General features: G+C 63.6%; 11 protein-coding genes (1 of these 11 cut by a window edge). 2 read left to right on the forward strand and 9 right to left on the reverse strand.

Going from position 1 to position 15,725, the window contains the following annotated elements:
• From gluQRS to ACYQ3G_RS03375, 4 genes are all read right to left on the reverse strand, one after another.
• Positions 1-798: the 5' portion of a tRNA glutamyl-Q(34) synthetase GluQRS gene (gene gluQRS / locus ACYQ3G_RS03360; RefSeq protein WP_459822325.1), read on the reverse strand. The gene continues 192 nt to the left of window position 1, outside the view; only the first 798 of its 990 coding nucleotides appear in the window; its start codon is at positions 796-798; the stop codon falls past the left edge of the window.
• 100 nt (positions 799-898) lie between these two features.
• Positions 899-3,463 (reverse strand): cobyric acid synthase, encoded by a 2,565-nt coding sequence (locus ACYQ3G_RS03365; protein ID WP_459822327.1) that lies wholly within the window; start codon positions 3,461-3,463, stop codon positions 899-901.
• Positions 3,460-3,903 (reverse strand): alanyl-tRNA editing protein, encoded by a 444-nt coding sequence (locus ACYQ3G_RS03370; RefSeq protein ID WP_459822329.1) that lies wholly within the window; start codon positions 3,901-3,903, stop codon positions 3,460-3,462. The genes ACYQ3G_RS03365 and ACYQ3G_RS03370 overlap by 4 nt, the downstream gene beginning before the upstream one ends.
• A 63-nt stretch (positions 3,904-3,966) precedes the next feature.
• The gene (locus ACYQ3G_RS03375; protein ID WP_459822331.1) at positions 3,967-4,584 is read right to left on the reverse strand and encodes a LysE/ArgO family amino acid transporter; all 618 of its coding nucleotides are present in this window, start codon (positions 4,582-4,584) and stop codon (positions 3,967-3,969) included.
• 91 nt (positions 4,585-4,675) lie between these two features.
• Between ACYQ3G_RS03375 and ACYQ3G_RS03380 the strand changes: the two genes are divergently transcribed.
• Positions 4,676-5,602, forward strand: coding sequence for a LysR family transcriptional regulator ArgP (locus tag ACYQ3G_RS03380; RefSeq protein ID WP_459822333.1), 927 nt, complete (start codon positions 4,676-4,678; stop codon positions 5,600-5,602).
• Here ACYQ3G_RS03380 and ACYQ3G_RS03385 read toward each other — a convergent pair.
• On the reverse strand, positions 5,526-8,573 hold the full coding sequence (locus ACYQ3G_RS03385) for a PEP/pyruvate-binding domain-containing protein (protein WP_459822335.1): 3,048 nt from the start codon (positions 8,571-8,573) through the stop codon (positions 5,526-5,528). The genes ACYQ3G_RS03380 and ACYQ3G_RS03385 overlap by 77 nt on opposite strands.
• A gap of 117 nt (positions 8,574-8,690) precedes the next feature.
• Positions 8,691-10,037 (reverse strand): NADP-specific glutamate dehydrogenase, encoded by a 1,347-nt coding sequence (gdhA, locus tag ACYQ3G_RS03390; protein ID WP_459824170.1) that lies wholly within the window; start codon positions 10,035-10,037, stop codon positions 8,691-8,693.
• Between the two features lie 809 nt (positions 10,038-10,846).
• On the opposite strand from gdhA, the gene ACYQ3G_RS03395 reads away from it, so the two are divergent.
• The gene (locus ACYQ3G_RS03395; protein ID WP_459822337.1) at positions 10,847-12,979 is read left to right on the forward strand and encodes an acetate--CoA ligase family protein; all 2,133 of its coding nucleotides are present in this window, start codon (positions 10,847-10,849) and stop codon (positions 12,977-12,979) included.
• Positions 12,980-13,453: 474 nt separating this feature from the next.
• On the opposite strand, the gene ACYQ3G_RS03400 is transcribed toward ACYQ3G_RS03395, so the two are convergent.
• The 3 genes from ACYQ3G_RS03400 to ACYQ3G_RS03410 form a co-directional block, all read right to left on the reverse strand.
• Positions 13,454-14,494 (reverse strand): IS110 family RNA-guided transposase, encoded by a 1,041-nt coding sequence (locus ACYQ3G_RS03400; RefSeq protein WP_459822339.1) that lies wholly within the window; start codon positions 14,492-14,494, stop codon positions 13,454-13,456.
• A gap of 320 nt (positions 14,495-14,814) precedes the next feature.
• A complete protein-coding gene (gene msrA, locus ACYQ3G_RS03405; protein ID WP_459822341.1) occupies positions 14,815-15,408 on the reverse strand; it encodes a peptide-methionine (S)-S-oxide reductase MsrA in 594 nt (197 codons plus the stop codon).
• Positions 15,409-15,449: 41 nt separating this feature from the next.
• Positions 15,450-15,722 (reverse strand): hypothetical protein, encoded by a 273-nt coding sequence (locus ACYQ3G_RS03410; RefSeq protein WP_459822343.1) that lies wholly within the window; start codon positions 15,720-15,722, stop codon positions 15,450-15,452.
• Positions 15,723-15,725 lie beyond the last annotated feature (3 nt).

The following is a 15,725-nucleotide window of genomic DNA, read 5'->3' on the forward strand; positions in this document are numbered from 1 at the left end:
GCATCCTGCATGGCGCTTGGCCAGCCGTTCCCCCGAATGATCCAGCAACAGAGGGACATGGGCGTATTGCGGAACCGGCCGGCCGAGGAGCCGAAAGAGCAGGATCTGGCGCGGCGTGCACGGCAAGATGTCCGCCCCACGGACCACGAGGCTTATGCCCTGATCCATGTCGTCCACGGCTACAGCCAGCTGGTAGGACACCACGCCGTCGGAACGGCGCAAGGGGAAATCCCCTCCGCAGTCCATCCACCCAAGACGCACTTCACCATGCACCAGATCCTCAAAGACCGTCTCCGCATTCCCATGCAGACGCAGGGACGGCTTGCGCCCCTGCCCTTCGCGTTCGGCCCGCTCGTCGGCCGAAAGCCCGAGGCAGGTTCCTGGATAGACGGGCCCGACGTCCTCGGCATGGGGGGCCGAGGCCATGGTCTTGAGTTCCTTGCGCGTGCAATAGCAGGGATAGGTGTGCCCAAGGCGGGTCAACGTCTCGATGATCTCTGCATAGCGCCCGAGGCGTTCGCTCTGCGTGTACGGACCGAACGGGCCGCCCACGTCGGGTCCCTCGTCCCAGTCCAGCCCCAGCCAGTCCAGATCGCACATGATGGCATCGGCGAAATGCGCCTTCGACCGCGCCGGGTCGATGTCTTCCATGCGCAGTACCAACTGCCCTCCGGCCGAACGGACGGCCAGCCAGCACAGCAGGAACGCCCAGGCGTTGCCCAAGTGCAGATGGCCGGTCGGACTGGGAGCCAGCCGGCCACGAACTGGCACGGAAGCATCGGATGCAGAGGGAGTCATGGACGATTTCGGGAACACGGCGGAAGGCATTTGTCAAGGCGGCCTTGGCCACGCGCCGGCGCAACCACTGCGAAACGGGGGGATCTGCCGCACGAACGGACTACCCGAGAAGACGGTAAATCCTCTCCATGTCGAGATTCTCGCGCACCACACCCGCCAGTCTGTCCAGGGCGGCCTCCAGGTCGTAGACCGCCTGGACGCTTCGCAACGGCGCCAGTCCCTTGCGAAGCCGCAGACGGTCTAGGAAGGACCGGCGGAACGCGTCTGCATCGAATACCCCGTGCAGGTACGTTCCCCAGACCATGCCGTCCTTCCGGCCCCAGCCGATGACGGCCCCGTCGGCGCGGCTCATGACCGCATGGGCGGCCCCATCGAGAACTCGCGTCCGGCCGTGGTGGATCTCGTAGCCCCGCACCCCCTCGCCCGTGGGCAGGAAGACGCAGTCCGCCTGGCACAGCACCTTGTCGATCGCCATTTCCGTGGCCACTGGCAGCAGGCCCAGCGGACGGGCCGAGCGGCCGCCGCTTTCCACGCCCTGCGGGTCGTCGATCCGCTCCCCGAGCATCTGCAGGCCCCCGCAGACGCCGATGACCTCGGCGGAACTGGCCAGCACGGCCTGAGCCAGCCCGGAACTCCAGAGGTACTCCAGGTCCGTGAACACGTTGCGCGAGCCCGGCAGAATGACGGCGTCGGCTCCCTCCAAATCCTGCGGCGCGCGGGCGATGCGCACGTGCACATCCGGTTCCATCCGCAGGGCGTCGAGGTCCGTGAAGTTGGAAATATGCGGCAGATCCACGGCCACGATCGTCAGTTCCGCCTTGCCGCAGCCCGTCCGAGCTTCCTTGAAGCTGACCGAATCTTCCTCGGGCAGGCCCAGGTCATGCAGGTACGGCACCACACCGAAGGTCTCCACCCCGGTGAAGCGGCGGACGTAGTCGACGGCGTCACCCAGGAGTTCCCGCTTGCCCCGGAAGCGGTTGACGATGAAGCCCGCCACCATCGCCCTCTCCCACTCCTCCATGACCTCCATGGTGCCGACGAAGGAGGCGAAAACCCCGCCCCGGTCGATGTCGCCGGCCAGCAGCACGCGCGCCCCGGCGTGGCGGGCCATGCGCATGTTGACCACGTCGTGGGATTTCAGGTTGACCTCGGCCGGGCTGCCCGCCCCTTCGAGGACCATGACTTGGCTGGCTGCCGCCAATTCGTCGTAGGCCGCGGTGATCGTCTCGAAAATCGACGGCTTGAAGCGGATATATTCTCCCACGCTCATGTTGCCCACGGGCCGGCCGAGGACGATGACCTGGGAGCCCGTCTCGGAATTGGGTTTGAGAAGCACCGGGTTCATACGCACGTCCGGCTCAAGCCTACAGGCCTGGGCCTGCAGCACCTGCGCCCTTCCCATCTCGCCGCCGCCCTGGGTCACGAAGGAGTTGAGGGACATGTTCTGGGCCTTGAACGGGGCGACGCTCAGGCCGTCCTGCAGGAAGATGCGGCACAGGGCGGCCGTCAGGACCGATTTGCCGGCATTGGAGGACAGGCCCTGCAGCATGATGGCCGGGGTCCTGCGGACGGCTTTGCGCCGAAGCCTGCCGGGCACGAAAACTTCCGCCAGGGCTTCGGCCAGCCGCCCGTTTTCTTCGGCGCTCCGGACGGCCACCCGGAAATAGCCGGCGTCCAGGCCCGCGTAATTGACGCAGTTGCGGATGAGAATCCGGCGCGACAGGAGTTTGGCCTGCACGTCGGAGGCGTCCTGGCCTGGGCTGCGGCACAGGAGATAGTTGGCGCTCCCTGAAAACACGGTCAGTCCCAATTCCGCAAGATCGGCCGACAGGCGGTCCCGCAGCTCGGCAACCGCCTCCATGGTTCGAGCCGCGTAATCCGCGTCGCGTAGCGCTTCCTCGCCGACAGCCTGAGCCAGGGCGTTGACGCTCCAGTCGGGCAGCAGGCGGCCGACGGCCGCGCAGACCTCGGCGGCCCCGTACCCGAGCCCCAGCCGCAAGCCGGGGATGGCGAAGAACTTGGTCAGGGAGTGGAGCACGAAAAGATTCGAACGGATATGCCCTCCCAGCCGGGAGAGCCCGGGCACGAAGTCGGCGAAGGCCTCGTCCACCAGGAAAAAGCTTGCCGGGTGCCGGTCGGCCATGTCGAGAATGCGCGCCGGCTCGAGCAGGACGCCTGCGGGGTTGGATGGCTGGCCGAGAATGACCAGGGCGGGATCGGCCAGCAAGGCTTCGACGCCCGCCCAGTCCAGGCAGAAGTCCGTTTCCGGCCGCAGGGTCAGACGCTCGCAGACAAGGTCCGCAACCGCGCAGGCCCGGTCATAGTCCCCGTAGCACGGCACGGGCAGCACAGCGCGGCGTATACCCATGGACCGGCAAACGCGCGGCAGGGCGTACAGCAGCTCCGAGGAGCCGTTCCCGGCCACCACGTTTTCAGGGCCTATCCCCAGACGCTCCGCGGCCACCCGCCGCAGGGCGTCGGCGCGCGGTTCAGGGTAATGTCCCGCCGCGGACAGGACCCTGGCCACGACCGGCCGCAGCCAGGGCGGCGGACCCAGCGGATTGATGTTGGCCGAGAAGTCCAGAATCTCTTCCGGGCCGCAGCCCAGAGCCCTGGCCGCTGCAATGATGTTACCGCCGTGAACGGGAAGAGCGCCCCCGGTCATGCGGGTTTGGCCAGCTTGAAGCGCAGCCTGAGCACCCCGTTCTCGAAGGAATGGGTGGTCAGGCGGAAGGCGCCGAGCGCTCCTGTGCGGTCAACGTGCTCGCCGATGCATGGGCAGGCGTCGTAGTCGCCGATGCGGATGATGCGCAGCTCTTCTGACGCGCCATCAGGCAACCGCTCAAGGTTGAAGAGAGCTTCGGCCTCGGACCTGGCCATGCTTTCGGCGAAGACCGGCAGATCGGCGGCGACGACGGCATTCACTCTCGCCTCCACGTCGCGGGCCTCGGCCTCGGTCAGGTCGCGGTCGAAATGGTAGTCGCACTTGGCCTTGTCGGGGTTGACGTGGGCCGAAAAGCAGCGGCCGCAGGCGAAGAGCCGGTCCATGGTCTGGTTGAGGATGTGTTCCGCCGTGTGCATGCGCGGGTCGTAGTTCTTGGCCATCGTTCCTCCGTTGGGGAGGTGATAGCCGCCGCAGGCTCCGGGGTAAAGTGGGCCGTGGCGGCGTTATGCGCCCAGGGCCCCCGTGACCAGGGACGCGGCCACACCCCACATGGTCAGGCCCACCAGAACGTCGAGCACGGCCCAAGAGCGCGGATGGCGGAAAAAGGGCAACAGCAGGCGCGCGCCGAGGCCCAGGGCCAGAAACCAGGCCAGGGAGGCCGTGGCCGCGCCGGCGCCGAAGAAAAAGCGCTCCGCCTCGGGGTAACGGCCGCCGATGGAGCCGAGCAGGAGCACGGTGTCCAGGTAGACGTGCGGGTTGAGGTAGGTCACGGCCAGCGTGGCGGCCACGGTGGCCCCGAGGCCCATGCGCACGCGCTCGCCCGGTTCCAGGCCGCCCGAGCGGAGCGCCGAGCGGAAGGAACGCAGGCCGTACCAGAACAGAAACACGGCGCCGAGCCATGTGGCCCATGCCGCGGATTCGCCGCTCTGCGCCAAAACCATGCCCATGCCGGACAGGCCGAGGGTGATGAGCAGCGCATCGCTCATGGCGCAGATGAGCGCCACCGTAAGGTGATGGTTGCGGTGCAGGCCCTGGTTCAGCACAAAGGCGTTCTGGGCCCCGATGGCGATGATGAGGCCGGCCCCGGTCCCCATGCCCTGCAGAAATGGCGTCGTGATCATGATGTTCTCCTTGCGCTGTGTTGCCCTGGCAAATAAGGGAGAACGAGACATAAGGAAAACGAATAATTTTTCTTCATCATAAAAAAATCTTATGCTCGACGCCAAACACCTCCAGGCCCTGGCCACGGTCATCACCGAACAGAGCTTCGAAAAGGCCGCCCGCGCGCTCTTCCTGACTCAATCCGCCGTTTCCCAACGAGTCCGCCAGTTGGAGGAGCGGGTGGGCCAGATGCTCGTGGTCCGGTCGGCCCCGGTGCGGCCCACACCGGCGGGCATGGCCGTGCTGCGGCATTTCCGACAGCTTTCCATGCTGGAGCAGTCCCTTTTCGAGGAATTGGCCCCGGAGCGGTCGGAAGACTTCGTCACCGTGTCCCTGGCCGTCAACGCCGACAGCCTGGACACATGGTTCCTGGCGGGCGCACGGGAAATCCTGGCCGAGGCCAAGGTGCTGCTGGACCTCCTGGTCGACGACCAGTCCGTGACCCACGCCTACCTGCGCTCGGGCGAGGTGCAGGGCGCCATCACCTCGACCCCGGCCAATTTCCAGGGCCTGGCGACCCGCGACCTGGGCGACATGGAATACCTCTGCGTGGCCACACCCGACTTCCGGGCCAAACACTGCCCGGACGGCTTCGGCATCGAGGCCGCAGGCCTGGCGCCCATGGTCATGTTCAGCCACAAGGACGCCCTTCAGCACGAATTCCTGCAGCAACGCTTCGGCCGGGAGGTCAGCCCGCCCGTGCACGTCATGCCGTCCAACATCGGATTCCAGGGCCTCATCCTGCAGGGCGGAGCCTTCGGTATGGTCTCGCGCAACCTGGCCGAACCGCACCTAAAAAACGGCGAACTCGTCGACCTCGCCCCCGGAGAGACCCTGCGCGTGCCCCACTACTACCAGTGCTGGAGCCTGCAGAGCGCCCTTTCGGAACGCGTCGGCGACATCATAGTGCGCACGGCCCGGGCCCACCTTGCGCCCCGCTCCCCGTCGCGCAGCACCCCGGCGCAGGCGGGACGGTAATCTCCCGCCCCCGGCCGCCTTCGTCATCGGGGATGATGGCGCAGTGCGAAGTCCGACCGTCAACCTTGATGCGCATGGGCTTCCGCAACCGGACATGCACGACATGCTCGTCCATGCTCGAGACCTCCTGCGCCTCCAGCCAGTCCCAATCGAAGCGCTCCCCCTCCTTGCCTGAAACCATGATGTAGTTGATGCCAAGCGTCGTGATGTTGTGGAAGAAATGCGAGCCCTGCGACGGCTCCACCCGCAGCTGGGCCGAGGCGGTCTCGACGATGGCGGCCACGCCGCAGATGTCGTTCCATGCCACGGGGATGCCGAGCCAGCGGTCCGCAGTGCCCCAGCGGCCGGGGCCAACCAGCAGGTACTTGCGCCCCGCGTCCATGAGCCGAGCGTTGATGCGCCCGATTTCCGCCGCGATCTGCACCGTCTTCTCCACCTCGAAGCCCGAAGGCCGGACATAGACGATATCCTCCACGTCCGCTTTCTCGGCGTTGCCCAGGGCGTGGGTCGACAGGCAGAAGGCCCGCGCCCGGTCTTCCTCGCTGATGCTCACGCGGTTCAGATCGGCCCGCGCCGACATCGGGCGCAGCTGCAGGAGCGAAAACACGGGCTTGCGCTCCTTGCCGGGGTAGAGGTTGCAGGCGAACTCCATCTCCACGGGGCAGCCCATGGCCGACTCGGCCACGGCCATGACGTCCTGCAGAATTTCGGCCAGGGGCAGGACCTTGTGTTTGAGAACCGGGGCGAAGAGGAGCACGCGCGGCCTGTCGGGGATGGAGGCCGTATCGCGGATACGCCCCTCCTCGGGCAGAAACGTCGAAGCCACGAGCGGCAGCGGCCCCGCAGCCTCGGACTCGACGATGTTGCGCCGCACCAGGGAAAAATCCGTACGCGGCCAGGGCCATCGTTCCAGGGACAGGCTGTAGAATTCGGTCTGGGCCGTGCGCAGGGCCAGCTCCACCGTCGGGCACTGGGGCAAAATGTTGGGATGGCGCGGCGAGAAGCGCAGGGTCTGCCCTCCGTCCACGACGATCTTGCCGAAGCCCAGGGCGATGGTCGCCACCCCGTCCTCGGGCTTCATGCGGCCGAAGGGGTAGTAGTTGTAGGACTGGGCCACGCCGGAAATGGCCGGGTAGAAGTAGCCGCCGTAGTCCTCGCCGATGACCTGCTGCACGAGGACGCCCATCTTCTCCTCGTCCGTGCGCTGGCTGACCCGACGCGAAAAGGCCTTGGGCGCCTGGTAGAAGGTCGAGGCCCAGACCTGCCTGATGGCCAGGATCATCTCCTCCAGCCGGGTATCGAGGTCCGGGTGGTTGTTGGGCACCATGATGGTCGAATAGAGCCCGGCGTAGGCCTGGAACTGCGCGTCCTCCAGCAGGCTCGACGAGCGCACGGCCAGCGGGTGGCGCACCTGGGCCAGATAGGCCTTGAGCTGATTGCGCAGCCATCTCGGAAAGCGCGCCTTCCCGACGGCCTGCAGCACTTCCTCGTCCGGGATGTCCATTTCGGCCAACCCCTTGAGGTCGTTCATCTTGACAAAGGAGTCGAAGCCTTCCGTGGCGATGGCCAAGGTTTTGGGCATGGCGAACTCGACGCCGGGATACTTGTCCTGCAGGGCCGGGATGCGGTTCAGAAGCGAAAACAGGAACGCCAGCCCCCTGGCCTTGCCGCCCAGGGAGCCCTCGCCGATCTTGAAGAAATCGGTGGTCGGGTCGAAATCCTTGGGGTTGAAATTGGCCACGATGCCCTTCTGCCGCTGCTCCCGTCGCATCCGGACCATCTGCAGCACGCCCTGCCGCAGAAGCTCCGGCGAGGCGAAATCCTTCTCGCTCATGGGCCGCAGGCGGTCGGCGAGCTCGAATTCCGTGCGGGCGAAGAACCACCGCGAAAAATCGTTGTGCCGGGAATGGTGGACAAGGACATCGGCGGGCATCGTCTTGAGGCACTCCTCAAGGGCGAACATGCTTCCGGCCCGCGCGATTTCGCCGCCATCTGCGTCGCGGAAGACGAAATCCCCGAACCCCAGACGATCCAGCACGAAACGCCGCACATCGGCCAAGAGCGTCGGCGAGTTCTTGTCCACGAAGTTGGCCGGGATGTCCTGCGCCCTCCTGGCGTTCTCCGGCTCGTTGCTCATGAGCAGAAGCGGAATGTCGAAGCGCTGGGCCTTGATGGCGGACAGCAGATCGACGCCCGCGGACGGATCGAGCCGCCCGGCCCGGGGGTAGCGGACATCGGAGATGACGCCCAGGACATACGGCTCGAATTTCCGGAACAGGTTCAGCCCGTCCTCGAAGGTGCCGGCCAGGAGGATCTTGGGCCGGCAGCGCATGGTCAGCAGACGGTGTTCCTGGTTGAGGCCCTGCCGGATAACCTCCTGGGTCTGCACCACAAGCTCCCGGTACAGGATGGGCAGCAGGCAGGACTGGTAGCGCGGCGAGTCCTCGACGACGATGATGACGCGGATGCCCACGCTCTTCGTGTCGAAGTCCACGTTCATGGCGTCCTCGGCGTTCTTGACTAGGGCCACCAGCAGGTCGGCGTTGCCGGTCCAGACGAACTGCCGGTCGATGCCCTCGGCCGGGCTCTCGCCGGGCAGGAAGACCTCGCGATGGGTCAAAAGGTAGACGGGGATGCCGAGGTTCAGCTCCTTGATGCGCCGCCCCAGGGTCAGGGCCTCGCGCTCGGCCAGCTGCGGCATGAGGATAATGAGTTCGAAGGTCCGCTCGGCCAGGAAGGCCAGGGCCTCGTCGGCGCCTGACGCCCAGGTCAGGCGCGGCGGACGGCTCAGGTTGAGTCCCTGGTACTCGGACACGATGCGTTCCGAGAGCTTGCAGTCCTCCTCCATGACCCAGGCGTCGTAGGCCGTGGAAACAAGGAGGATGTTCTGGACCTTGCGGGCCATGAGGTCGTGGAATTTGCGGAACTCCGAATCCTGGGCCACGAGCTGCAGCGCGGGGGTGAAGGGCATGTCGTCTCCTCCTTGGGTGGCGCAAGCCTACTCAATGCGCGTTCTCCGGGCAACGCGGCGAGGCAAAGAAAAAAGCCGGCGAACCGGCTTTGCAGAATTGAGGCTGGGGAAGTCCGATCAGACCACGCCCTGGTCCAGCATGGCGTCGGCCACCTTGACGAAGCCGGCGATGTTGGCCCCGGCCACGTAGTTGAAGGGCTTGCCGTAGGCCTCGGCCGTATCCATGCAGACCTTGTGGATGGTCTTCATGATGAGCTTCAGGCGGTCGTCCACTTCCTCCCTGGTCCATTTGAGGCGCATGCTGTTCTGGGTCATCTCCAGGCCCGAAACCGAGACGCCGCCGGCATTGGCCGCCTTGCCCGGCCCGAAGAGCACGCCGTTGTCCTGGAGGATGCGCACGCCGTCGTGGTTGGTGGGCATGTTCGCGCCCTCGGCCACGGCCCGCACCCCGCCGTCGACCATGTGCTGGGCGTCGGTGCCGCCTATTTCGTTCTGCGTGGCGCAGGGAAAGGCGCAGTCCGCCTTGTGGGACCACAGGGGATTGTAACCCAGGCCGAAATCCACGGGCGTGTACACGGCCTCGGGATAGGCATCGGCATACTCCTTGACCCGGCCCCGGCGGACATTCTTCAGATGCTTGATGAAAGCCAGTTTTTCCGTGGTGATGCCGGCCTCGTCATAGATGTACCCGGACGAATCCGAAAACGTGATCGGCGTGCTGCCCATCTGCAGGAGCTTCTCCATGGTGAACTGGGCCACGTTGCCCGAACCGGAGACCAGGCTGCGCGTGCCTTCGAGGGTTTTCCCCTTGGCCCCGAGCATCTCGGCAGCGAAATAGACCGCGCCGTAGCCCGTGGCCTCGGGCCGGATGAGGCTGCCGCCCCAGGATGCGCCCTTGCCCGTCAGCACGCCCGTGAATTCGTTGCAGAGCTTCTTGTACATGCCGAACATGAAGCCGATTTCACGCGCGCCCACGCCGATGTCGCCGGCCGGCACGTCGGTGTTGGGGCCGATGTGGCGGAAGAGTTCGAGCATGAAGCTCTGGCAGAAGCGCTGCACCTCGGCGTCGGACTTGCCCTTGGGGTCGAAGTCCGCCCCGCCCTTGCCCCCGCCCATGGGCAGGGTGGTCAGGGAGTTCTTGAAGACCTGCTCGAAGGCCAGGAACTTGAGGATGCCGAGGTTCACGGACGGATGGAAGCGGATGCCGCCCTTGTAGGGCCCGATGGCGCTGTTCATCTGAATCCGGAACCCTCGGTTGACGTGGACTTCGCCCTGATCGTCCATCCACGGGACCCTGAAGATGACGACCCGCTCCGGCTCGACCATGCGCTCCACGATCCCCGCGCGCCGGTATTCGGGATTGCGCTCCAGGGCCGGCGCAATGGATTCCATGACTTCGCTCACGGCCTGATGAAATTCGACTTCGCCCGGATCCCGACGCTTGACCAGTTCCAGAATCTCCATGCTCATGTCCGCCCTCCGCGGTTGGCTGATGTTCAGACTGCCATAGCTCAAAAACCGAAAAAAACCTTGCCGTCCGTATCCTCCCAACTTTGCTTCAGGTCAAGGGAGTTCGGCGTTTTTCCTGCCAAAACGACTATATATTGAACGATGAACGGACGTCGGACCTTCCTTCCGCCGATTCTGCGTGTCATGGGGGGCGTAGTTGTGTGTCAAGTTCAGCAAATTTTCCACGGCATGATGGGCAACCTCAAGCATCTGGCGACCGAGAATGGGCCAGCCCAAAGCTCATCGGATCAAAGGGGAATACCCCCTCCCCCTTCGGGTACTCCCCCTTGGCAGGGGGAGATTCAAGATTGTTCTTGCCGCAAAATTTTCGTGAGGACTCATAGGACGTCGCTCGCGCACACAACTCAAGATCCGCCACTCGCCGCTCCAACTCCCCTCCTGCCAAGGAGGGGTGCCCGAAGGGCGGGGTGGTTGGCTTCTGCTTGAGGTCGCAAACGCACAAAGCTCATCAAAGGGGAATACCCCCTCCCCCTTCGGGTACTCCCCCTTGGCAGGGGGAGATTCAAGATTGTTCTTGCCGCAAAACTTTCGTGCGGACTCATAGGACGTCGCTCGCGCACACAACTCAAGATCCGCCACTCGCCGCTCCAACTCCCCTCCTGCCAAGGAGGAGTACCCGAAGAGCGGGTGGTTGGATTCTGCTTGAGGTCACGAACGCACAGGCCCCGGGAGACGTCCCCCCACTTGCAAAAACTTTGCGCCAACTTCATGATCATCGGACACCAAACCAAGGAGACACCAACATGGAACCATCCCAGCTCGGATTCGAACAAGGCCGTATTCTCCTCGACGCCTACGGCATCCCCGTCCTGGGGCGCATGGTCCGCAGCCGGGAGCAGGCCGTGCGCACGGCGCGGGAACTCGGTTTTCCCGTGGCCATGAAGACGGTCTCCAGCGAAATCATCCACAAGACGGATCTGGGCTGCGTGCTGCTGAACCTCGCCGACCAAAGCGCCGTGGAAGCCGGCTACGACCGACTCATGGAGAATGTCCGCGCAGCCGGGTTCAGCGCCGTCGACGGCATCCTGATCCAGCCCATGGTCAAGGCCGGCCAGGAAATCCTCATCGGGGCCACCCAGGACCCGAGCTTCGGGCCCATGACAATGATCGGCTCGGGCGGACGCTTCGTGGAACTCTTCGCGGACGTAGCTCCGGGCATCGGCATTCTGGGAGAAAAGGATGTCCGCGCCATGCTGGGCAGGACCATGGCCGGGAAAATCCTGGACGGCTTCCGCGGACCGGCCCTGGACAAGGCCGCCGTCATCCGCCTGGCCATGAGCGTCTCACGCTTCATGGCCGAGCACCCCGAGATCCACGAACTCGACCTCAACCCGGTCATCGTCTACGAAAAGGGTTTCGCCATCGTCGACGCCCGCCTCATCGCCGGCGAACCCGTCCACTACCCCTGCCGGACCGACGTCTCCCCGGCCACCATGTCCAGCCTGCAGACCATCTTCAACCCGGCCTCCATCGTCATCTATGGCGCCTCCAACACCGGCACCGTGGGCGGCATCGTGCTCAAGAACCTGCGTCGCCTGGGCAAGGTCTACCCCATCAACCCGCGCACGGACATGCTGCAGGGCATGCGCTGCTACCCGAGTCTGGAGAGTCTGCCGGAGGTGCCGGAGATGGCCGTGTTCGTGGTCAACTCCGAGACCGTGGTGCGGGAGTTCGAGAAATTCTGCCGGGCCGGAGGCAAGGGCGCCATCATCATCAGCGACGGCTTCGCCGAGTCCGGCCGACGGGAGCTGGAAAACCGCCTGCGGGACCTGAGCCAGCAATTCGGGGTCAGCTACATCGGTCCCAACTGCCTGGGCGTCATCGACAATTTCTCCGGGCTCAACACCATGTTCATCCCGCCGCACCGCACGGGCATCATCCACGAACCCGGCGGCATCGGCATCATCTCCCAGAGCGGCGGCATCGGCATGGAACTCATGGAGATGCTCGACGCCGACCGGGTGGGCGTGGGCAAGTGGGTTTCCTGCGGCAATTCAAGCAGCGTGGGCGTGCCGGAGATCCTGGCGCACATGGGCCAGGACCCGCGCATCGATGTCGTCGCCATCTACCTCGAAGGCCTGTCCGAAGGCCTGAAGCTCATGGAGATCGGCCGGCAGGTGGCGGCGGAAAAGCCCGTGGTCATCATCAAGGGCGGCTCCGGCGGCGGCAAGGAGGCGACCATGTCCCACACGGCCTCCCTGGCCGGCAGCCACGAGGCCTTCCGGGCCTGCTGCTCGCAAGCGGGTTTCTACCTCATCGAGGAGCTGACCGAGGACCCGAAGATCATGGTCAACGTGCTCTCCATCCTGACCACCCAGCCACGGCCCAAGGGCAAGCGCACGGCCGTGGTCAGCGTCGGCGGCGGCGCGGCCGTGCTCCTGGCGGACCAGATCACGGCCGAAGGCATGGAGCTGGCCCAGTTCGCCCCCGAAACCCGGCGGCGCCTGCAGGCCCTGCTGCGCGAGAACATCAAGGCCGCCAGTCCCGACGATCTGGAACAGATGCTCGTCAACGTCGGCAACAACCCGCTGGACCTCCTCGGCAACTGCGACGACCGGCGGCTCATGCGCGCCCTGGAGATCATCGCCGAGGACCCGAACACCGACGTCATCATGGCCGCCATCTACCTGCAGGTGCCCTACCTGTCCGAGTACCTGCCCGAACGGCTGGTGGAATTCAGGCGCACCATCGGCAAGCCCTTCATCGTCTCCCCGCGCGGCCTGTCCACCCATGTCGCGAGATTCAGGGAATACCTCTACGCCAAGCGCTTCCATACCTACACGGTGCCCATGATCAAGCCCTTGAGCATGGCCCTGGACATCTGGCAGCGCTATGAGCGCAACTTCATGAGCGAGGCGGAACTCAGAGAGGAGTGAATGGTGGGGGCACAGACGCCATTCATGCGAAGGAGGGAATTTTTACCCACGAGGCCTGCATAAAAAAGGTTCATCCGGATTGCGCCTCCACGGGCTTATGGGTCGCGAAAGGTCGACCCTGGACCCGCTCAACCAGGATGGATCGTTGTGAAAGCCAGTCATGTATAGACCCGCCCTCAGTGTCAAAACATTTTGCAACAAACGAGAGGAATGCAGTCATGTATCCGGCATCTGGTCACTGAGACCGTGCCCTGATGAAATCCGCGCTTTGGAATCCAAACATTGCGACGGCATGTTTCTGCCGATGACGCTTCCGGAATTTCCCAAAGCCGGTTCGACCGTTTGTGCATCATGTTTTGCGGCACTCCACAGGATGAGTTTTTCCGCGTTTATCCACAGTTGGCTGGCGCGGCCCTTGCGTGGGACATCCAAAAAAATGTCGCATAGCAAGGGCCGTGACAGCCCCGGCATATCTCAGTTCGTTGCCTTTGCTGCCTGATATTCCTCGCCTCGTGCCAATACCGCCCAGGCAATTCGAGCGGTTTTGTTCGCCTGAGCCACTGAGGCCACAAATTGCCCTCGTCGAGCAACCACTCCTTGAAGCCACGCCTTGCGTTTATCATTGGCTGTTTCCACAATGCCGGACCAAGCCCGGCAAACATTCCGAGCCCCCTGTATCAACAGTTTGCGGATGTATGTGTTGCCTCGTTTGGTGATGCCAAGAAGTTTCTGTTTTCCGCCGGAAGAATGCTCTCTGGGCGTCAACCCCAAGTATGCAGCAAGCTCTCTGCCGTTTTTGAACTGTTTGGCATCGCCCACATGGGCAACAAGCGCGGAGGCTGTCACTGGGCCAATACCAGGTACCTTCATCAGTCGAGTGCAATGCTCGTTGGCTTTTGTGATTGCCTCCATCTTGTGATCCAATTCGGCAAGACGTTCGTCAGCCTCATGGAGTTCTGTGTAGAGGTCGGAGAATAAATCACGAGCCTTGATGCTTAATCCGTTCTGAGGATCTTCCACAATTTCCGGTAAGCGCTTGCGTACATGGGTGATGCCTTGAGGCAAAATGATTCCTTTTTCGGACAGAAGACCGCGTATCTGGTTCGCAAGGGCGGTTCGGCTTTTGAGCAACCGCTCACGGACACAATGCCAGGCAGACATGTCTTGCTGCTCTTCAGTTTTGACCGACACAAAACGTGTTGACGGTCGTCCTGCGACTTCACAGATGGCCCGGGCATCCGCAGCGTCAGTTTTATTGTTGATAACGAACGGCTTCACGTGGCGAGGCGAAATCAAACCTACAGTGTGTCCCAGTTTCTGTATCTCCCGCCCCCAGTAATGCGCACCTCCGCAGGCTTCCAAGCCCACCGTGCAAACGGGAAGGTTGGCAAAAAACGCCAGAACATCCTTTCTGTTCAGCTGCTTGTTGAAAACGTCTTTTCCGTGCTTGTCCACGCCGTGCACCTGGAATTTATGCTTTGCGATATCAAGCCCAATACGGCATACTTGTTTCATGACCCGCCTCCCAGATTAAGTGTTTGGAGATACTCACTTATGGCACATTCGATGCCGTTATGCCATGGGCATATGGGGGGCGGGTCTATCCCATCATCGCGAGGAGTCTTCGACGAAGCAATCCAGATATTCCGGTGGGTAAAGGCTTACGAGGCATGGATCGCCACGGCGAAGGCACCTCGCGATGACACGCGAGGGACAATGCGACCTCCTCGAAGCATTGGGGGGCAAGAACCCCAACTCATATCATTATATATAGGTCGACCCGGCTTCCGCTCGTTGCGGAAACCGGGCCCTTTCTTTTTCTCGCACCGGAAGCGTCATCCCTTGCCCCCGGCCTCCGCGCCCCAGATCTGCCGGAGGCGCTGATCCCGGCCGCAGCCCTGCCGGTAGAAATGGTACCGCAGGGGGTTCTTGGTGTAATAGTCCTGATGATATTCCTCGGCGGGGAAGAATTCTGCCCGGGGCAGAATCTCCGTGGCGATGCGCAGCCCCTTTTCCTCTTCCAGCTGCGCCTTTTGCCTGCGCGCCTCGGTCTCCTCCCCGGCGTCGGCAAAAAAGATCGCCGAGCGGTACTGCGGGCCGCGGTCGCAAAACTGGCCGCCTCCGTCAGTGGGATCGATGTTCCGCCAGAACACGGACAGCAGCTTTTCAAAGGTGACTTTCGCGGGATCGTAGACCACGCGCATGGCCTCCATATGCCCCGTGGTTCCCGCAGACACCTGCTCGTACGTAGGGTTCTGCACGGTCCCGCCCGTATAACCGGACTCGGTTTCAATGACGCCAGGCAATCCGTCAAAAGGGCCTTCGAGGCACCAGAAACACCCGCCGGCAAAAACAGCGCTCTTGTATTCCGCAGCCATGACTCCTCCAGCGCTCAGGCAGAGCATGAGCATGATGGTCAGTATTCGCATTGATTCCTCCATCGAGGCAGGCGCCTCGGAGACGGCCTCTCCTACCATGCCACCCACACGGGATACGCGCCGGGTTTCTGGTCCGCGCCGAGATGCCACCGCTCATCGCCGCCCTCCTCCACGAGGTGTGCGTACTTCAGGGTGATGGAATTGGGCGCGCCTTCGAAAAACCCGTAACCGCCGAACAGGTCCAGGGCTTCCTGGGCCTCGGGGTATTCCAGGGCCGAAACGTAACAATACTTGCGTCCGTCCCGCTCCTCGCAATGAGGTTCGAAATAGCGCATGAAATGTTTCAGAGTCTGCATGTTTTTCATGAT

Source organism: Desulfomicrobium salsuginis (assembly GCF_054657795.1).

What these genes read in the sequence shown, in the direction of transcription:
- ACYQ3G_RS03395 (WP_459822337.1), top strand. Translation starts at nt 10,847, where the DNA reads ATGGAACCATCCCAGCTCGGATTCGAACAAGGCCGTATTCTCCTCGAC.
- ACYQ3G_RS03375 (WP_459822331.1), bottom strand. Translation starts at nt 4,584, where the DNA reads ATGATCACGACGCCATTTCTGCAGGGCATGGGGACCGGGGCCGGCCTC.
- ACYQ3G_RS03385 (WP_459822335.1), bottom strand. Translation starts at nt 8,573, where the DNA reads ATGCCCTTCACCCCCGCGCTGCAGCTCGTGGCCCAGGATTCGGAGTTC.
- ACYQ3G_RS03400 (WP_459822339.1), bottom strand. Translation starts at nt 14,494, where the DNA reads ATGAAACAAGTATGCCGTATTGGGCTTGATATCGCAAAGCATAAATTC.
- ACYQ3G_RS03365 (WP_459822327.1), bottom strand. Translation starts at nt 3,463, where the DNA reads ATGACCGGGGGCGCTCTTCCCGTTCACGGCGGTAACATCATTGCAGCG.
- ACYQ3G_RS03410 (WP_459822343.1), bottom strand. Translation starts at nt 15,722, where the DNA reads ATGAAAAACATGCAGACTCTGAAACATTTCATGCGCTATTTCGAACCT.
- msrA (WP_459822341.1), bottom strand. Translation starts at nt 15,408, where the DNA reads ATGCGAATACTGACCATCATGCTCATGCTCTGCCTGAGCGCTGGAGGA.
- gdhA (WP_459824170.1), bottom strand. Translation starts at nt 10,037, where the DNA reads ATGGAGATTCTGGAACTGGTCAAGCGTCGGGATCCGGGCGAAGTCGAA.
- ACYQ3G_RS03370 (WP_459822329.1), bottom strand. Translation starts at nt 3,903, where the DNA reads ATGGCCAAGAACTACGACCCGCGCATGCACACGGCGGAACACATCCTC.
- ACYQ3G_RS03380 (WP_459822333.1), top strand. Translation starts at nt 4,676, where the DNA reads ATGCTCGACGCCAAACACCTCCAGGCCCTGGCCACGGTCATCACCGAA.